This window comes from Streptomyces africanus, assembly GCF_030816955.1.
GTDB lineage: Bacteria > Actinomycetota > Actinomycetes > Streptomycetales > Streptomycetaceae > Streptomyces > Streptomyces africanus.
On sequence record NZ_JAUSYP010000001.1, the window covers coordinates 7,379,824 to 7,396,912 of the forward strand.

Here is a 17,089-nt window from a genome sequence, read left to right on the forward strand (position 1 = left end):
GAGGGTACCCGGCCGGGCATGAAGCCGCTGGATCACCTGGAGCATCTGGACAAGCATCTGGTCGACGAGCTGGCACAGGTGGCGCGCGAGACCGTCCGGGACGAACTGCGGGAGCAGACGCGCAGGCAGCGCCGCAAGGCGATGCTGTACGCCGCGTCCGGCGCCCTCGCCCTGTACGCGGGCGCGGCCCTCGCGCTCGCCGTGGGACTGGCCCTCGCCCTCGGGCTGCCCGACTGGGCCGCCGCGCTGATCACCGCCGTGATCCTGGGCGCCCTGGCGTACGTGTTGCGCGGCATGGCCCGCCCGTCCGCGTCCCGCCCGGGCCCCGCGCACGCGGCCGGCATGACGCCGGGACACGAGAGCACCGGCCCGGGCGCCGGGATGCCGGGCGGTGTGCCGCCCGTGCCGCCGGCCCCGCCCGCCGCCGGACCCGTCGCCGGCGCCGCCGGCGGGCCCGCCCCGGGCGTGGTGCCCCCGCGGCCGGCGGACGACCCCGATGTGCCTCCTCGCAGGGCGTGATACGACATGCGCACGACACAGACATCGAACGGCCGCGTCGTCGTGGTGACCGGAGCCAGCGGCGGCGTGGGACGGGCCACGGCCCGCGCCTTCGCCGCCGGGGGCGACCGGGTCGCCCTGCTGGCCCGGGGCACGGAAGGGCTCGCCGGCGCGGCCGACGACGTGCGGCGCGCCGGGGGCGAGGCCCTCGTCATCAGCGTGGACGTCTCCGACGCCAAGGCCGTCGACGACGCCGCCCAGCAGGTCGTCGACACGTTCGGCCCCATCGACGTCTGGGTCAACAACGCCTTCACCGGGGTCTTCGCCCCGTTCACGGAGATCAGCCCCGACGAGTTCCGCCGCGTGACCGAAGTGACCTATCTGGGCTATGTGTTCGGCACCCGGGCAGCCCTGCGCCATATGCTGCCGCGCGACCGCGGAACGATCGTGCAGGTCGGCTCCGCACTCGCCTACCGGGGCATCCCGCTCCAGTCGGCGTACTGCGGGGCCAAGCACGCGATCCAGGGGTTCAACGAGTCCCTGCGCTGCGAGCTGCTCCACGAGCGCAGTGGGGTGCGGACGACGATGGTGCAGCTGCCCGGCGTCAACACCCCGCAGTTCGACTGGGTGCTGAACCGTATGCGGGGCCGGGCCCGGCCGGTCGCGCCCGTGTACCAGCCGGAGGTCGCGGCCCGGGCGATCGTGTACGCGGCCTCGCACGCGGGGCGCCGGGAGTACTGGGTGGGCGCCTCCACGGCCGCCACGCTCCTCGCCAACGCCGTCGTCCCCGGGCTGCTCGACCGCTATCTGGCGCGCACGGGCTTCGCGTCACAGCAGGAGGAGGACCGGCACGACGGGCCGGCCAACCTGTGGGCCCCGGCGGACGGGCGGCAGGGCCACGACTTCGGCGCGCACGGGCGGTTCGACGACGAGGCCGTGCACGACAGCCCGCAGCAGTGGGTCTCCCGGAACCGGCGGCGGATGGGCGCGGCCCTGACCGTGGGGGCGGCGGGTGTCCTGGCCGCACGCAAACTGACGGGGCACGCCGGCCGGTAGACGCACCTCGGTCGGCCTACCGGCTTCAGGCGACCCGGTACTCCGCGACCTCCTGCGGCCGCAGGGTGAGTCCGTGGCCCACGCCCTGGACCCCACGGGCGGACCGTGCCGCCCGTGGGGTCCAGGGCGCCGTCGAAGAACATGTCCTCGATGCGGACGTGGTCGTGGAACCACTCGATGTGCCGGAAGTTGGGGAGCGAGGCGGCCGCCGCCGCGTGGACGTGCGGGGCGCAGTGCGCGGAGACCTCCAGGCCGTGGGCGTGGGCCAGGGCGGCCGCGCGCAGGAACTCGGTCAGACCGCCGCAGCGGGTCGCGTCGACCTGGAGGCAGTCGACCGCCCCGGCCGAGATCATCCGGGCGAAGTAGGGCAGGTCGAAGCCGTACTCCCCGGCCGTCACGTCGCACACCACCGCGTCCCGGACCAGCCTCAGGCCCGTCAGGTCGTCCGAGGACACCGGCTCCTCGAACCAGCCCACGCCGTGCTCGGCGAGGGCGTGGCCGACGCGCACCGCCTGCTTGCGGGTGTAGGCACCGTTGGCGTCGACGTACAACTCCGCGTCCGGGCCGATGACCTGGCGTGCCGCCCGGACGCGGTGCAGGTCGCGGGCCACCTCGCGGCCCCACCCCTCACCGATCTTGATCTTCACGCGCGGGATGCGCTGCCCGTGCACCCAGCCGTTCAGCTGCGCGGCCAGATGCGTGTCGTGGTAGGTCGTGAAGCCCCCGCTGCCGTACACCGGCACCTGCTCGCGCCGCACCCCCAGCAGCCGGGCCAGGGGGAGTTCCAGCAGCCGGGCCTTGAGGTCCCACAGGGCGATGTCCAGGGCCGAGATCGCGCAGGACGCGATGCCCGGGCGGCCCGCGTTGCGCACCGACCGGCACATCGCGTCGTGCACCGCGGGGATGTCCAGGGCGCTCCTGCCCTCGACCAGCGGGGCGAGTTCGGCGGTGAGGAAGTCACCGACCGCCGCCGGGCCGTACGTCCAGCCCGTGCCGGTCGCGTCGCCCGCCGACACCTCGCAGATCACCACCGTCGTGGAGTCCCAGGCCAGCGTGCCGTCCGCCTCGGGAGCGTCGGTCGGCACCGTGTACACGGACACGGCGGGACGGTGGAGTTCCATCGGATCGCCCCGCCGGCCTCAGACGGCCTGCTGGAGCTGCGGCAGCACCTTCGTGCGGTAGAAGTCGAAGAAACCGCGCAGGTCCGGGCCGATCTGGTTGACGTAGACCCGGTCGAAGCCCGCGTCGGCGAACTTCTTCAGCTCGGCCACGTGCTCGTCCACGTCGTCGCCGCACACCCGGTTCTCCCGCACCATGTCCTCGGTGACCAGCTGCTGCGCCTGCTCGAAGTGCTTCGGGGAGGGCAGGACCTGGCCCAGCTCGCCGGGCAGCTGCTCGTTCGCCCAGAGCCGGTGGACGGTCCGCACGGCCTCGTCCTTGTCGGTGTCGTAGCAGACCTTGGTGCCGCCGCTGACGAGCTTTCCGCCGCCCCCGCCCTTGCGGTACTGCTCCACCATCGCCTCGTCCGGCTCGATGGTGATGTAGCCGTCGCCGACGCGGGAGGCGAGCTGCGTGGCCGCCGGGCCGAAGCCGGAGATGTCGATCGGGATCGGCTCGTCCGGGACCGTGTACAGGCGGGCGTTCTCCACCGTGTAGTGCGGGCCGTGGTGATTGACCTCCTCGCCGGTGAACAGCCGGCGCATCACCTGGATGGCCTCCTCCAGCATGTCCAGCCGGACGTGGGCCGGTGGCCAGTGGTCACCCAGGATGTGCTCGTTGAGCGCCTCGCCGGAGCCGACACCCAGCCGGAAGCGGTTCTCCGTCATCACCGCGCTGGTCGCCGCGGCCTGCGCCACCACCGCCGGGTGCATCCGCACGGTCGGGCAGGTCACCGCCGTCTCGACCGGCAGGGACACCGCCTCGGACAGCGCGCCGATCACCGACCACACGAACGGGCTCTGGCCCTGCTCGTCGTTCCACGGGTGGTAGTGGTCCGAGATCCACAGCGCCTGGAATCCGGCCTGCTCGGCCATCCGCGCCTGCTCGATCAGCTCGGCGGGTCCGTACTGCTCGCACGAGAGGAAATATCCGTACTCGGGCATGGGGGAGTGCCTCCGCGACGTCGGCGGTCCGTATCCCGCACCGGGTACCCGGGCGCGGGTCCGGAAACCGGGGGTGTCGAACCCGGCGGACGTTTGGGGGCCCTGGCCAGGGGGACGCGGAAGGCTCCCGAGCCACGCGACAGCGCCGGAGGCGAGCGAACCGTGAGTCGACCCCGCATCGTGATCGTCGGTGCCGGTTTCGCCGGGTACCGCACGGCCCGCACCCTGTCCCGGGAGACCCGGGGCCGGGCGCACATCACCCTGCTGAACCCGACCGACTACTTCCTTTATCTGCCCCTGCTTCCCCAGGTCGCGGCCGGTGTCCTGGAGCCGCGCCGGGTCACGGTCTCCCTCTCGGACACGCTGCCGGACGTGCGGCTGGTGCTGGGCGAGGCCGACCGGGTCGACCTCGACGGACGGACTCTGCACTACACCGGGCCCGAGGGCGACGAAGGCACGCTCGTCTACGACCGGCTGGTGCTCGCCGCCGGTAGCGTCAACAAGCTGCTGCCGATCCCCGGTGTCGCCGAGCACGCGCACGGCTTCCGGGGGCTGCCGGAGGCGCTGTACCTGCGGGACCACGTGACGCGGCAGGTGGAGCTGGCAGCCGCCGACGACGATCCGAAGACGTGTGCCGCCCGGTGCACCTTCGTCGTGGTCGGCGCCGGATACACCGGTACGGAGGTCGCCGCGCACGGGCAGATGTTCACCGACGCGCAGGTACGCAAGCACCCGCTGCGGCAGGGCATGCGGCCGCGCTGGATGCTGCTGGACGTGGCGCCGCGAGTGCTGCCCGAGATGGACGAGAAGCTGTCCGCCACCGCCGACCGGGTGCTGCGGCAGCGGGGCGTGGACGTGCGGATGGGCACCTCCGTGAAGGAGGCCACGCACGAGGGGGTCGTGCTGACCGACGGCGAGTTCGTCGAGACCCGGACGCTCGTGTGGTGCGTGGGCGTACGGCCCGACCCGCTGGTGGAGTCCCTCGGGCTGCCGTTGGAGAAGGGGCGGCTGCTCGTCGACCCGCACCTCCAGGTGCCGGGCCGGCCCGAGCTGTTCGCCTGCGGTGACGTGGCGGCGGTGCCGGATCTGGAGAAGCCGGGAAGCTACACGACGATGACCGCGCAGCACGCCTGGCGGCACGGCAAGGTCGCGGCTCAGAACGTCGCCGCCTCGCTCGGCCTGGGCGGCGCGCGCAAGCCGTACCGCCATCGCGACCTGGGCTTCGTCGTCGACCTGGGCGGTGCGAAGGCCGCCGCCAATCCGCTCGGCGTGCCCCTGTCCGGGGTGCCGGCCGGTGCGGTGGCGCGGGGCTACCACCTCGCCGCGATGCCCGGCAACCGCGTCCGGGTCGCCGCCGACTGGCTGCTGGACGCGGTTCTGCCGCGCCAGGCCGTGCAGCTGGGGCTCGTCCGGTCCTGGTCCGTGCCGCTGGACACGTCCTCGCCGGAGCTGGCCCGGGTGCCGGGCGGGCCGGAGCAGCGGCAGGAGGCGAGCGCCCGGTCGGGGCCGGGGGCGGCGATCGAGGCCGACACGCACGACGGGGGGACCGGCGCCGGATCCCTGCAGGGCGGTGCCGGAGACGAACCCGCGAAGGGGCACCCCGGATCCAGGGCGACGCAGAACCAGCCCGGATCCGGGCCCGCGCAGCGTCGCTCGGAGGACCAACTGGCCAAGGGCCGCCCCAGCACCGAACCGACCAGGAACTGGCCGACGGACGAGCCGGCGAAGGGGCCGGTCGGGAGCGGTTCCGCGAAGGGGCAGCTGGGGGCCGATCCGGCGAAGCGGCGGCCCGGCGGTGAGCCTGCCAGGAATCAGCCCGGCGGTGAGCCCGCGAAGGGGCAGCCCGGCGGTGAGCCTGCCAGGAATCAGCCCGGCGGTGAGCCCGCGAAGGGGCAGCCCGGCGGTGAGCCTGCCAGGAATCAGCCCGGCGGTGAGCCCGCGAAGGGGCAGCCCGGCGGCGAGCCTGCCAGGAACCAGCCCGGCGGTGAGCCCGCGAAGGGGCAGCCCGGTGGCGAGCCCGCCAGGAACCAGCCCGGGCGCGAAGCCGCCAAGACTCAGCCCGGCCCCGAGCCCGCCGGGAATCAGCCCGGGTCCACCCCCCAGCCCCCGCCCGATCAGCCACCCCCCGGCCCCGACACCGCCCCCGGTCCCGTCAAGCGATCCGACGTCCCGGACGACTCCGCGAAAGGAGACTCATGAACACCGGTGAACTCACCGACCTCGGACAGCAGCTGCGCGTGGACAGTGTCCGCGCTGCCGCCGCCGCGGGCTCCGGGCACCCGACGTCCTCCATGTCCGCGGCCGACCTGATGGCCGTGCTGCTCGCGCATCACTTCCGCTACGACTTCGACCGCCCGGCCCACCCCGGCAACGACCGCTTCGTCCTCTCCAAGGGGCACGCCTCCCCGCTGCTGTACTCCGCGTACAAGGCGGCCGGCGCCATCGACGACGAGGAGCTGCTCACCTTCCGCAAGCTGGGCAGCCGCCTGGAAGGGCACCCCACCCCGCAGCGACTGCCCTGGGTCGAGACGGCCACCGGCTCGCTCGGGCAGGGCCTGCCCGTCGGGGTCGGCATCGCGCTGGCCGGCAAGCGGCTCGACCGCACCGGCTACCGCACCTGGGTGCTGTGCGGCGACAGCGAACTGGCCGAGGGATCCGTGTGGGAGGCCGCCGAGCACGCCGGGTACGAGCACCTGGACAACCTCACCGTCATCGTCGACGTCAACCGGCTCGGCCAGCGCGGCCCGACCCGGCACGGCCACGACCTGGACGCCTACGCCCGCCGCTTCCAGGCCTTCGACTGGCACACCATCGAGGTCGACGGGCACGACGTGGACGCCATCGACCGCGCTTGCGGAGAGGCCCTGTCGACCAAGGGCCAGCCCACCGCGATCCTCGCCCGCACCCTCAAGGGCAAGGGCGTCGAAGGCGTCCAGGACCGCGAGGGCCTGCACGGCAAGCCGCTCCCCGAGGCCGACGAGGCCATCGCCGAACTCGGCGGGCCGCGCGACATCCGCGTCCGGGTGCAGGAGCCGCCCGCCGCCCGCATGCTGCACTCCGTCCACACCGGGAACTTCGACCTGCCGACCTGGGACAAGGGCGAGGAGGTCGCCACCCGCAACGCCTTCGGCGAGGCCCTGGCCGCCCTCGGGACCGGCCGCGGCGACATCGTCGCCCTGGACGGCGAGGTCGGCGACTCCACCCGCGCCGAGTTCTTCGCCAAGGAGCACCCCGACCGCTACTTCGAGTGCTACATCGCCGAGCAGCAGCTGGTCGCCTCGGCCGTCGGACTCGCGGCCCGCGGCTGGGTGCCGTACGCCGCCACCTTCGCCGCCTTCCTGACCCGGGCCTACGACTTCATCCGGATGGCGTCCGTCAGCGGCTCCGGCATCAACCTCGTCGGCTCGCACGCCGGCGTCGCCATCGGCCAGGACGGACCCAGCCAGATGGGCCTGGAGGACCTGGCGATGATGCGGGCGGTGCACGGCTCGACCGTGCTGTACCCCTGCGACGCCAACCAGACCGCACGGCTCGTCGGCGCGATGGCCGGCCTGGAGGGCGTCCGCTACCTGCGCACCTCGCGCGGCGAGAGCCCGGTGATCTACGGCCCGGACGAGGAGTTCCCGGTCGGCGGCAGCAAGGTGCTGCGCTCCTCCGACAGCGACCGGCTGACCCTCGTCGCGGCGGGCGTCACCGTGCACGAGGCGCTGGCAGCCGCCGACGCCCTGGAGCGGGAGGGCATCCGGGCGCGGGTGATCGACCTGTACTCGGTGAAGCCCGTCGACCGGGCCGCCCTGCGCCGGGCCGCCGAGGAGACCGGCTGTCTGGTGACCGTGGAGGACCACCACCCGGAGGGCGGTATCGGCGACGCGGTGCTGGAGGCGTTCGCCGACGGACGCCCCGTACCGCGCCTGGCACGGCTCGCCGTGCGGAGCATGCCCGGCTCGGCCTCCCCGGACGAACAGCTGCACGCCGCGGGCATCGACGCCGAGTCGATCGCGGCGGCCGGGCGGCTGCTGGTGGAGGAGGCGGTCGTGCCGTGAGCGGCGGCGACGGCACGCGCAGGGTGCGGGCCGGCCGCCGCACCGTGGAGGTCCACCGGCCGGACAAGGTGCTCTTCCCCGGCGGCGGGGACGCCAAGGAGTACACCAAGGGCGACCTGGTGGACTACCACCGGGCCGTCGCGCCCTTCATGCTGCCGCACCTGCGCGGCCGTCCGCTGATGCTGGAGCGGCATCCGGACGGGCTGGACGGGCCCACGTTCATGCAGAAGAACACCCCGGGCCACTACCCGGAGTGGATCACCCGCGCCGAGGTGGCCAAGGAGGGCGGCACCGTCCGGCACGTCGTCTGCGACGACACCGCCACCCTCGTCTACCTGGCCGACCAGGCCGGCATCACCCTGCACCGCTGGCTGTCCCGCACCGACAGCGTCGACCATCCCGACCGGCTGGTCTTCGACCTGGACCCGGCGGGAGACGACTTCGACGCCGTACGCGAGGCCGCCCGGCTGCTGGGGGAGCTGCTGGACGAGCTGGAGCTGCCCTCGGCGCTGATGACCACCGGATCGCGCGGGCTGCACCTGATCGTGCCGCTGAACGGCCGGCACGACTTCGACGAGGTGCGCTCCTTCGCTCATGACGTCGCCGGCACCCTCGCCGGCGCCCACCCCGACCGGCTGACCACCGCCGCCCGCAAGAAGGACCGCGGTGGGCGGCTCTACCTCGACGTGCAGCGCAACGCCTACGCGCAGACCGCTGTCGCGCCGTTCACGGTCCGGCCCCGGCCGGGCGCGCCGGTGGCCACCCCGATCACCTGGGACCAGCTGGACGACCCCGAGCTCCATGCCCGCCGCTGGACCATCGCGGACGCCGTCGAGCAGGCCCGCACCAACCCCTGGTCGGGTCTGCTGACCCGCGGCCGGGCACTGGGACCGGCCCGGCGGCGGCTGGACGCCCTGCGCGGCTGAGCCACGCCCGCGTCCCGCGGCGGGTGGCAGATGCATGCGCCCATAGAGGTTTGGCGAACACTCTTGCGGCCACACGGAGGGGGAGGTGGCCATGTCGAACACAAGAAACACGCAAGAGTCACAGAGTTCACAGAAGTCTCAGAACTCTCAGAATTCGCGCCAACCAACTGACAACACGGTCGACGACCGGCCGAGCCCCATGGAGGTGCTGCGCCAGGCGCGCGGCCAGCTCGAGGAGCTCACCGGCATGACCGCCGAGTCCGTGTCGTCCTTCGAGCAGACAGAGCACGGCTGGGCTCTGGAGGTCGAGGTCCTCGAACTCGAGCGCGTGCCGGACACGATGAGCCTGATGGCGAGCTATCAGGTGGAGCTCGACGGCAATGGGCAACTCACGGGTTATCGCCGCGTCCGCCGTTACGAGCGGGGGCGGTCCGACCCGCGAAGGAGCGGCGGTCACTAGGACGCCCGACCGGACCCGAACCCACAGACAGAGGAGGACATCCGGCATGACAGTCGTACCGGCACAGCAGACCGGCGGCGGAGGCGGCAGCAGCGGTCTTTACGACGTGCTCGAACTTGTTCTGGACAGGGGGCTCGTCATCGACGCATTCGTGCGAGTCTCCCTGGTCGGTATCGAGATCCTCAAGATCGACGTTCGTGTCGTCGTCGCCAGCGTCGACACCTATCTGCGCTTCGCCGAAGCGTGCAACCGGCTCGACCTCGAAGCCGGGCCGCGCAAGGACCCGGGCCTGCCCGACCTGGTCGGGGAGATGACCGAGTCCGGCGCGCGCGGCAAGTCCAAGGGGGCGCTGTCCGGCGCCGCCGAGACCATCTCCGACGCCTTCAAGCAGGCGCGCTCCGAAGGCTCCGAGCAGGAGACCGAGTCCCGTCCGCGAGCCCGTAAGAGCACGTCCGCCCGCCGGAAGGAGGAGCAGGAGTGAGCACCTACGTCTACGGCATCGCGGCGAGCTCGCACCCCGGGCTCCCCGAGGGCATGGGCGGCGTCGGCGACCCGCCACGCCCCGTGCGCATCCTGCGCGAGGGCGACCTGGCGGCCGTCGTCAGCGAGGCGCCCGAAGGGCTGCGGCCCAAGCGCAAGGACCTGCTCGCCCACCAGAACGTGCTCAGCGAGGCGGGCGCGGCCGGCTGCGTGCTGCCCATGCGGTTCGGCAGCGTCGCCCCGGACGACAACTCGATCACCTCGGTCCTCGCCGAGCGCGCCGAGCACTACAAGGAACGGCTGCGGACCCTCGACGGCCGGGTCGAGTACAACGTCAAGGCCAACCACGTCGAAGAGGCCGTACTCCACCAGGTGATGGCCGAGAACCCGGAGATCCGCGGTCTCGCCGAGGCCAACCGCCAGGCGAGCGGCGGCAGTTACGACGACAAGATCCGGCTCGGCGAGATGGTCGCGGCCGCCGTCAAGGCCCGGGAGGCCGAGGACGCCGCCGCGGTCCAGCGCGCCCTGGAACCGGCCGCCGAAGCCGTGAGCGTGGGCCCCGAGTCCACCGGCTGGCTGGCCAACGTGTCGTTCCTGGTGGACCGGAAGTCGGCCGACACCTTCCTGGCGGCCGTGGAAGAGGCCCGCAAGGAACTGCCGCACCTGGAGGTGCGGGTCAACGGGCCGCTGCCGCCGTACAGCTTCGTCGAGCCCGGTCCGACCGAGCCGGCGGGCACCGTGGCGAGCGGCACGGACACCGGAGCGGGGTGACGACGTGGGCCTGATCTCGGAGGTACTGCTGCTGCCGTTCGCACCCGCGCGCGGCAGCGCCTGGGCCATCAGACAGGTGCTCCAGGAGGCCGAGCGGATCTACTACGACCCCGCCACGGTCCGGGCCGAACTGTCCCGTCTGGAGGAGCAGCTGGAGGCCGGTGAGATCACCGAGGAGGAGTTCGACCGCCTCGAGGACGAACTCCTCGACCGGTTGGAGATCGCTTCGCGCGGGAGCGCGGGAACGGGCAACGGGACGACACCATGAACCGAGTGGGACTGGGGCTCGCCGTGGGGGCCGGATACCTCCTTGGGCGGACCAAGAAACTGAAGATGGCGGCGGCCGTCGGCGGCCTGGTGGCCGGGAAGAAGCTGAACCTGAGCCCCCGCATGGTCGCGGACCTGGTCCAGCAGCAGCTGCGGAACAACCCGCAGTTCAAGGAGATCGGCGACCAGCTGCGGCAGGACCTGCGCGGTGTCGGCAAGGCGGCCTCCGGTGCCATGGTCGAACGGCAGCTCGACGCCTTGGCCGACCGGCTGCACGGCCGTACGACGCAGGTGCGCGAACAGCTGTCGGGCGCGGTGCCCGGCGCGGGCGACGCCGAGGACGAGGAGCCCGAGGGCGAGGCCGAGGAGGCCGAGAACTCCGGGCCGGAGGAGGACGAGGAGCCGGAGCCGGCCCCGAAGGCGGCGGCGAAGAAGGCCCCCGCCAAGAAGGCACCCGCGAAGAAGACGGCGCGCAAGGCCCCGGCGAAGAAGGCTCCCGCGAAGAAGACCGCAGGCAAGAAGACGGCGGCGAAGAAGACCACGGCCGGGAACAGGGGCGGCAACTCCCGGACCCGGCTGCCGAAGGGAGGCGGTGAGGGATGACCGAGACCCTCGGATCAGCGACCTCAGCCGCAAGCGGGGCGACGAAGAACCCGCTCACCGACATGGCCCACAGCGAGGCCGCCGACCGGCTGAAGGCCGAGTTGCAGGAGTACCTCACCGCTCAGGCCACCCGCATGCTGACCGGCGTGGGCCGCAAGCTCGGCGAGACCACCCTCAGACTGAACGACATCGCCGAAGGCAAGAGTCCCGGCTTCGCCCAGCTCGCCCTCGAAGGCGGGCGCAAGCTCGCCGAGGGCAAGGGCCCAGTGCGGGCCGCCCTGGAGACCGGCACCTCGCGCGCCAAGGACAAAGTGACCGGTGCCCTGAAGAACCTGGGCGGTGGCAAGGGCAAGGGCAAGGGCAAGAATTCGGGCAACAAGTCGACCGTCATCATCGAGCACATCGACGTCGGCGTGCCCGTGCGCACCGCCTACGACCAGTGGACGCAGTACCAGGACTTCAGCACCTTCGCGAAGGGCGTCACGAACGCCGACCGCGAGGACGACACCACCTCCGACTGGCAGATGAAGGTCTTCTGGTCCAACCGCAGCTGGAAGGCGAAGACGACCGAGCAGGTGCCCGACAACCGCATCGTGTGGACGTCGGAGGGCTCCAAGGGCACGACGAAGGGTGTCGTCTCCTTCCACCGGCTCGCCGACGACCTCACGCGGGTCATGCTGGTCATCGAGTACCACCCGTCGGGCCTCTTCGAGAAGACCGGCAACCTCTGGCGCGCCCAGGGCCGCCGCGCCCGGCTCGACCTGAAGAGCTTCGCCGGCTTCATCACGCTCAAGGGCGAGGCGGAGGACGGCTGGCGCGGCGAGATCCGCGACGGCGAGGTCGTCCGCAGCCACGAGGACGCGCTGGCCGAGGAGGAGTCCGAGGAGGAGCGCCCCGAGGGCGAGGAGCCCGAGGACGAGTACGACGAGGAGGAGCCGGAAGAGGAAGGCGAGGAGGAACCCGAGGGCGAGTACGAGGACGAAGCCGAGGCCGAGTACGACGAGGAAGAGGCCGAAGACGAGGAAGAGCCCGAGGAAGAGGCTGAAGGGGAGTACGAGGAGGACGAGGCGGACGAGGACGCGTACGCCGAAGGCGGGAGCCGGCGATGACGACGCCCAGCAGGAGGATGCCCGAACCGTACGGCTACGGCCAGGGGAGCGGCGCCAATCTCGCCGACATCCTGGAACGGGTGCTGGACAAGGGCATCGTCATCGCGGGCGACATCCGCATCAACCTGCTCGACATCGAACTCCTCACGATCAAGCTGCGTTTGATCGTCGCCTCCGTGGACAAGGCGAAGGAGATGGGCATCGACTGGTGGGAGACCGACCCGGCACTGAGCTCGCGGGCCCGCCGTGATGAACTGACCCGTGAGAACGCCGAGTTGCGCGAGAGGCTGGCCCGGCTGGAGGAACTGGAGCCCGGCCGTGCGCAGAAGAAGGAGGCACCGTGACCGGACTGCGGTACGTCTACGCCGTCTGCCGCCCCTTCGGTACGCCGCTCCAGTCACAGCTGTCGGGGGTGGCGGGTGATCCGCCCAGAGGGCTGACCCACCACGGCCTCGTGGCCGTGGTCAGCCACGTGCCGGAGCGGGACTTCGCGGAGGAACCGCTCCGCGCCCATCTGGAGGACCTGGACTGGCTCACCGAGACCGCCCGCGCCCACCAGGGCGTGATCGACGCGCTCACCACGGTCACGACCCCGCTGCCGCTGCGGCTGGGCACCGTCTTCCGGGACGACAGCGGTGTACGGACGATGATCGAGGCCCGCGAAGAGGACTTCCGGCGCACCCTCGACCGGCTGGAGGGCCGGGTCGAGTGGGGCGTGAAGGTGTACGCCGAGTCCGAACCGCAGGAGAGCGCCCAGCCCGCGCAGAAAGCCACCTCGGGCCGCGACTACCTGCGGCAGCGGCGCATGCAGACCCGGTCGCACGAGGAGATGTGGCAGAAGGCGGAAAGCTTTTCGACCCGACTGCACGAAAAGCTTTCCGCATTCGCGGAGGATTCCCGGCTGCATCCTCCGCAGAATCCCGCGCTTTCCAAGGCGACCGGCCGGAACGTACTGAACGCCGCCTACCTCGTGCCGCGCTCGCATTCCGAGGAATTCGTGGAAATGGTGGACCGCACGAAGGGCGAGGTGCCCGGAATGCGCATCGAACTCACCGGCCCCTGGGCGGCCTATTCGTTCGCCGGGGAGGCCACATGACCGACGGGAAGAATCCGTGACCGTAGTGGAACGCCGTGAGGTCGCCCTCGTGGACCTGCTCGACCGGCTGCTCGCCGGCGGTGTCGTGATCACGGGGGACATCACGCTGCGCATCGCGGATGTCGACCTCGTCCGTATCGACCTCAACGCGCTCATCAGCTCGGTGAACGCCCAGGTGCCCTCCCCGTTCGAGGAGTTGCTGTGACGTCGTCCGACCAGCCCGCGCACAACCCGCGGCCGCGCCGCAACCGGCTGGACCTGGAACCCGACACCGTCGAGCGTGACCTGGTCAAACTCGTGCTCACGGTGGTGGAGTTGCTGCGCCAGCTCATGGAGCGCCAGGCGCTGCGCCGCTTCGACGTGGGGGATCTGAGCGAGGATCAGGAGGAGCGGATCGGCCTCACGCTCATGCTGCTGGAGGAGCGGATGGCGGAACTGCGCGACCGCTACGGACTGCGGCCCGAGGACCTCAATCTGGACCTCGGGCCGCTCGGGCCGCTGCTGCCCCGCGACGGGGGCTAATTCACCACCTGTACCAGCGGCCCCTGCCTCCGGCCGCCGACGTACCGCGGACGAAGAATCCCAGCAGCCACACAACGAGAACCGCGAGCGCGATCCACCAGAGAACCTTTACTGCAAATCCGGCGCCGAACAGAATCAACGCCAGAAGCAGCACCAGCAGGATGGGAACCATAATTCGAACCTCCTGCTTTTAGGGTGTCCCCGAATCCGCGTTTCAGGCGTCCTTTCGACAGAGAATTTCTCCGTGCAGGACGCTGAACCAGCCGTCCTCCCGCTGTCCCCACTCCCGCCAGGCGTCGGCCACGGCCCGCAGCTCCGCCTCGCTCGCGTGGCCGCCCTGCCGGGCCCGGTCCGCGTATGCCGACGCCAGCGTCCGGTCGGCCCACAGCCCGCTCCACCACGCCCGCTCCTCGCGGGTGGCGAAGGTCCAGGTGCCGGAGGTCGCCGTGACGTCCGTGAACCCGGCTCGCATCGCCCACGCCTTCAGCCGGCGCCCGGCGTCCGGCTCGCCGCCGTTGGCCCGGGCGACCCGGCGGTAGAGGTCCAGCCAGCGGTCGAGCCCCTCGGAGGCCGGATACCACGTCATCGCCTCGTAGTCGGCGTCCCGCACGGCGACGAGGCCGCCGGGTTTCAGCACCCGCCGCATCTCACGCAGCGCCCCCACCGGATCCCCGACGTGCTGCAGCACCTGGTGGGCGTGCACCACGCAGAACGTGGCGTCCGGGTAGTCCAGGGCGTGCACGTCGGCGACCGCGAAGTCGACGTTGGCCAGCCCCCGCCCGGCAGCCGTGGCACGCGCCCGCTCCAGGATCTCCGGCTCCCGGTCGACGCCGGTGACATGCCCGTCGGGCACGAGCGCGGCCAGGTCGGCGGTGATGGTTCCCGGCCCGCACCCGACGTCCAGGATCCTCATGTGGGGGCGGAGCGACGGCACCAGATACGCGGCCGAGTTGGCGGCGGTCCGCCAGGTGTGCGAACGGAGCACCGATTCGTGGTGCCCGTGCGTGTAGACGGCGGTCTCCCGTGGTTCCGGCATGGCGGATCCCACCCCTTCGTGTCGGGTCGGCATGGGATCACCGTACGCAGTGCGGCCGCATATTGAGACCGCATTCCCGCTATATGGACTGACAGTGAGTCAGCCAGTCGGGATCGGCCGGTAGACGGTCAGCGCCTCGGGCAGCTTCTCCAGGATCACGCGGCCCTCCACCTCGGTGACTTCACCGTCGTATGCGAGGAGCGTGCCGGGCGCCACGTGGTCCAGCTGCAGCCGTCCCACCTGGACGGCGGCGTGGGCGGGGGAGCGGGTCAGGGGCCCGGCGAGGGCGGCGGCGAGCAGCCGGACCGCGGGCCGGCGACCGCCGTGCACGACCCGCACGTCGAGCTGCCCGTCCGCCAGGTCCTTCCGGCGCCCGGGCGCCAGCCCCATGCGGTGATAGGTGCCGTTCCCGGCGAACAGCAGCCACAACGGATGCGTACCGCCCTGGACCTCGGCCTCCAGCGGGTGCCGGTCGGCCCGCAGCACCCGCAGGGCCGCGAGCACGCCGGCGGGCCAGCCGCCGATCCGGGGCGACCAGCGCTCCCGCTCGCGCACGAGCTCCGGGTAGACGCCGACACTGCACGTGTTGAGGAAGACGCCGCGCTTGCCGCCGCAGGCGTACCGGCCCACGTCCACGCGCACGGCGTCGCCCGCACGCAAGGCTCGGGCGAGATCGCGCACGTCCTCGATGCCCAGGTCGTAGGCGAAGTGGTTGAGGGTCCCGCCCGGCAGCACCGCGAGGGGCAGGCGGGCCCGGAGCGCGACACGGGCGGCGGCGTTCACGGTGCCGTCGCCGCCGCACACGCCGAGCACCCGGGCACGGGTGGCCGCCTTCTCCAACTCGGCGGGCACGTCTCCCGGCTCGCACTCGACGACCTCGGCCCGGGGGAGGGCGTCCCGCAGGGCACGGACCCGCTCGGCGCTCCCCGCGGCGGTGTTCGCCACCAGCACGAGCCCCTCGCCGTCCGGCAGCGCCGGGACGTCGGCGCGGGGCCGGGCCGGCGGGGCGACCTGGCCGCGCGTGGGCACCATGGCCCGTACGGCGAACGCGGCACCCGCGCCCAGGGCGGCACCCGCCAGGACGTCGCTCGGGACGCGCCGGCCGCTGTCGACGCGAGCGAGGGCGACGGAGGCGGCCACCGGGGCGACGACCGCGCCCCAGGCGGGGGACTCCAGGGCGACACCGGTCGCGAAGGCGGCGGCGGACGCGGCGGGCCCGGAGGGGAACGCGGGGGAGACCGGCCGCCGCTTCAGCCCGAGGGCGCCGACGGTGGCGGAGGCGAGGCCGAGGGAGGCCAGTCCGCGGGTCGCCGCGCGGCGGGCACGGGGGGTGCGGGTCGCCGCGAGGGCGGCGGCGGCCGCGAACCACAGGGCACCGTGGTCAGCGCCGCGGCTCAGGCGGGGCAGGACGGGGGGCGTCATGCCGTGCGGGTACCCGGAGGGGGGTGGACACACCGGCCGTCCCCGGGCAGGCTCAGCGGTGATCATCACGACCGAAGAGGGGGAACCGAGGTATGAGCGGGCGAGTGACAGCGGTCAGCAGCAACGGGGAGTACTCGTTCACCAAGCCGAACCGGGACAGCATCATGCTGCTCGCCGGGCTGGGTGTGGAGGGGGACGTGCACGCCGGCGTGACGGTCAAGCACCGGTCGCGCATCGCGCAGGATCCTACCCAGCCGAATCTGCGCCAGGTGCACCTCATCCACGAGGAACTCTTCGCCGAGGTCGGTGAGGAAGGGTTCAAGGTGGCGCCCGGCGAACTCGGCGAGAACATCACCACGCGGGGCATCGATCTGCTCGGTCTGCCGGCCGGCACGCTGCTGCGCATCGGCGACAGCGCGGTCGTGGAGGTGACCGGCCTGCGCAATCCTTGTATCCAGATCGACAACTTCCAGGACGGCTTGCTGAAGCGGGTCGTGGGGCGCGACGAGGCGGGGAACGTCGTCCGCAAGGCCGGGATCATGAGCGTGGTGCGGGAAGGAGGCGTGGTGCGCCCCGGCGACGCGATAGCGGTCGAACTTCCAGCGGAGCCGCACCGGCCTCTTGAGCGGGTCTGACCCGTTGTAGCCCGGGCCGGGTGGGTGCGCAGCCCGGCGCGACGAGGTGCCGCTATGCCCACC

At 72.4% G+C, this 17,089-nt stretch carries 20 protein-coding genes and 1 pseudogene; 16 read left to right on the forward strand and 5 right to left on the reverse strand.

The window, feature by feature from the left end:
* Positions 1-18: 18 nt before the first annotated feature.
* A complete protein-coding gene (locus QF034_RS33885) occupies positions 19-519 on the forward strand; it encodes a phage holin family protein (RefSeq protein ID WP_086560234.1) in 501 nt (166 codons plus the stop codon).
* 6 nt (positions 520-525) lie between these two features.
* The gene (locus QF034_RS33890; protein WP_307178497.1) at positions 526-1,554 is read left to right on the forward strand and encodes an SDR family oxidoreductase; all 1,029 of its coding nucleotides are present in this window, start codon (positions 526-528) and stop codon (positions 1,552-1,554) included.
* 25 nt (positions 1,555-1,579) lie between these two features.
* Here QF034_RS33890 and QF034_RS33895 read toward each other — a convergent pair.
* Positions 1,580-2,675 (reverse strand): annotated as a pseudogene (locus QF034_RS33895) (enolase C-terminal domain-like protein).
* 18 nt (positions 2,676-2,693) lie between these two features.
* A complete protein-coding gene (locus QF034_RS33900) occupies positions 2,694-3,656 on the reverse strand; it encodes an LLM class F420-dependent oxidoreductase (protein ID WP_307178498.1) in 963 nt (320 codons plus the stop codon).
* A 162-nt stretch (positions 3,657-3,818) separates the two neighbouring features.
* Between QF034_RS33900 and QF034_RS33905 the strand changes: the two genes are divergently transcribed.
* The 13 genes from QF034_RS33905 to QF034_RS33965 all read left to right on the forward strand — a co-directional run bounded on the left by QF034_RS33905 (position 3,819) and on the right by QF034_RS33965 (position 13,933).
* Entirely contained in the window at positions 3,819-5,855 is a 2,037-nt protein-coding gene (locus QF034_RS33905; protein WP_307178499.1) for an FAD-dependent oxidoreductase, read from the forward strand.
* A complete protein-coding gene (locus tag QF034_RS33910; RefSeq protein WP_307178500.1) occupies positions 5,852-7,699 on the forward strand; it encodes a transketolase in 1,848 nt (615 codons plus the stop codon). The genes QF034_RS33905 and QF034_RS33910 overlap by 4 nt, the downstream gene beginning before the upstream one ends.
* Complete coding sequence (gene ligD / locus QF034_RS33915) at positions 7,696-8,625, forward strand: non-homologous end-joining DNA ligase (RefSeq protein WP_307178501.1); 930 nt, start codon at positions 7,696-7,698, stop codon at positions 8,623-8,625. Before QF034_RS33910 ends, ligD begins: the two co-directional genes overlap by 4 nt.
* Positions 8,626-8,716: 91 nt before the next feature.
* Entirely contained in the window at positions 8,717-9,085 is a 369-nt protein-coding gene (locus QF034_RS33920; protein ID WP_307178502.1) for a gas vesicle protein GvpO, read from the forward strand.
* Positions 9,086-9,131: 46 nt separating this feature from the next.
* Positions 9,132-9,566, forward strand: coding sequence for a gas vesicle structural protein GvpA (locus QF034_RS33925; protein ID WP_010038714.1), 435 nt, complete (start codon positions 9,132-9,134; stop codon positions 9,564-9,566).
* Positions 9,563-10,336 (forward strand): GvpL/GvpF family gas vesicle protein, encoded by a 774-nt coding sequence (locus tag QF034_RS33930; RefSeq protein WP_307178503.1) that lies wholly within the window; start codon positions 9,563-9,565, stop codon positions 10,334-10,336. Before QF034_RS33925 ends, QF034_RS33930 begins: the two co-directional genes overlap by 4 nt.
* Positions 10,337-10,340: 4 nt before the next feature.
* Positions 10,341-10,604 (forward strand): gas vesicle protein GvpG, encoded by a 264-nt coding sequence (locus QF034_RS33935; RefSeq protein ID WP_307178504.1) that lies wholly within the window; start codon positions 10,341-10,343, stop codon positions 10,602-10,604.
* On the forward strand, positions 10,601-11,206 hold the full coding sequence (locus tag QF034_RS33940) for a DNA primase (protein WP_307178505.1): 606 nt from the start codon (positions 10,601-10,603) through the stop codon (positions 11,204-11,206). Before QF034_RS33935 ends, QF034_RS33940 begins: the two co-directional genes overlap by 4 nt.
* Positions 11,203-12,315, forward strand: a complete 1,113-nt coding sequence (locus tag QF034_RS33945; RefSeq protein WP_307178506.1) for an SRPBCC family protein — start codon at positions 11,203-11,205, stop codon at positions 12,313-12,315. Before QF034_RS33940 ends, QF034_RS33945 begins: the two co-directional genes overlap by 4 nt.
* Positions 12,312-12,659, forward strand: a complete 348-nt coding sequence (locus QF034_RS33950) for a gas vesicle protein (protein ID WP_307178507.1) — start codon at positions 12,312-12,314, stop codon at positions 12,657-12,659. The genes QF034_RS33945 and QF034_RS33950 overlap by 4 nt, the downstream gene beginning before the upstream one ends.
* Positions 12,656-13,411 (forward strand): GvpL/GvpF family gas vesicle protein, encoded by a 756-nt coding sequence (locus QF034_RS33955; protein ID WP_307178508.1) that lies wholly within the window; start codon positions 12,656-12,658, stop codon positions 13,409-13,411. The genes QF034_RS33950 and QF034_RS33955 overlap by 4 nt, the downstream gene beginning before the upstream one ends.
* Positions 13,412-13,427: 16 nt before the next feature.
* A complete protein-coding gene (locus QF034_RS33960; protein WP_003994122.1) occupies positions 13,428-13,616 on the forward strand; it encodes a gas vesicle protein in 189 nt (62 codons plus the stop codon).
* Positions 13,613-13,933 (forward strand): gas vesicle protein K, encoded by a 321-nt coding sequence (locus QF034_RS33965; protein WP_307178509.1) that lies wholly within the window; start codon positions 13,613-13,615, stop codon positions 13,931-13,933. The genes QF034_RS33960 and QF034_RS33965 overlap by 4 nt, the downstream gene beginning before the upstream one ends.
* Position 13,934: 1 nt before the next feature.
* Here the strand turns inward: QF034_RS33965 and QF034_RS33970 are convergent, their stop codons facing one another.
* From QF034_RS33970 to QF034_RS33980, 3 genes are all read right to left on the reverse strand, one after another.
* Positions 13,935-14,105, reverse strand: coding sequence for a hydrophobic protein (locus tag QF034_RS33970; RefSeq protein WP_086560741.1), 171 nt, complete (start codon positions 14,103-14,105; stop codon positions 13,935-13,937).
* Between the two features lie 42 nt (positions 14,106-14,147).
* Entirely contained in the window at positions 14,148-14,969 is an 822-nt protein-coding gene (locus QF034_RS33975) for a class I SAM-dependent methyltransferase (RefSeq protein WP_307180038.1), read from the reverse strand.
* 99 nt (positions 14,970-15,068) lie between these two features.
* The gene (locus QF034_RS33980; RefSeq protein WP_307178510.1) at positions 15,069-16,391 is read right to left on the reverse strand and encodes a diacylglycerol/lipid kinase family protein; all 1,323 of its coding nucleotides are present in this window, start codon (positions 16,389-16,391) and stop codon (positions 15,069-15,071) included.
* 92 nt (positions 16,392-16,483) lie between these two features.
* Between QF034_RS33980 and QF034_RS33985 the strand changes: the two genes are divergently transcribed.
* Complete coding sequence (locus QF034_RS33985) at positions 16,484-17,026, forward strand: MOSC domain-containing protein (protein WP_307178511.1); 543 nt, start codon at positions 16,484-16,486, stop codon at positions 17,024-17,026.
* Positions 17,027-17,089 lie beyond the last annotated feature (63 nt).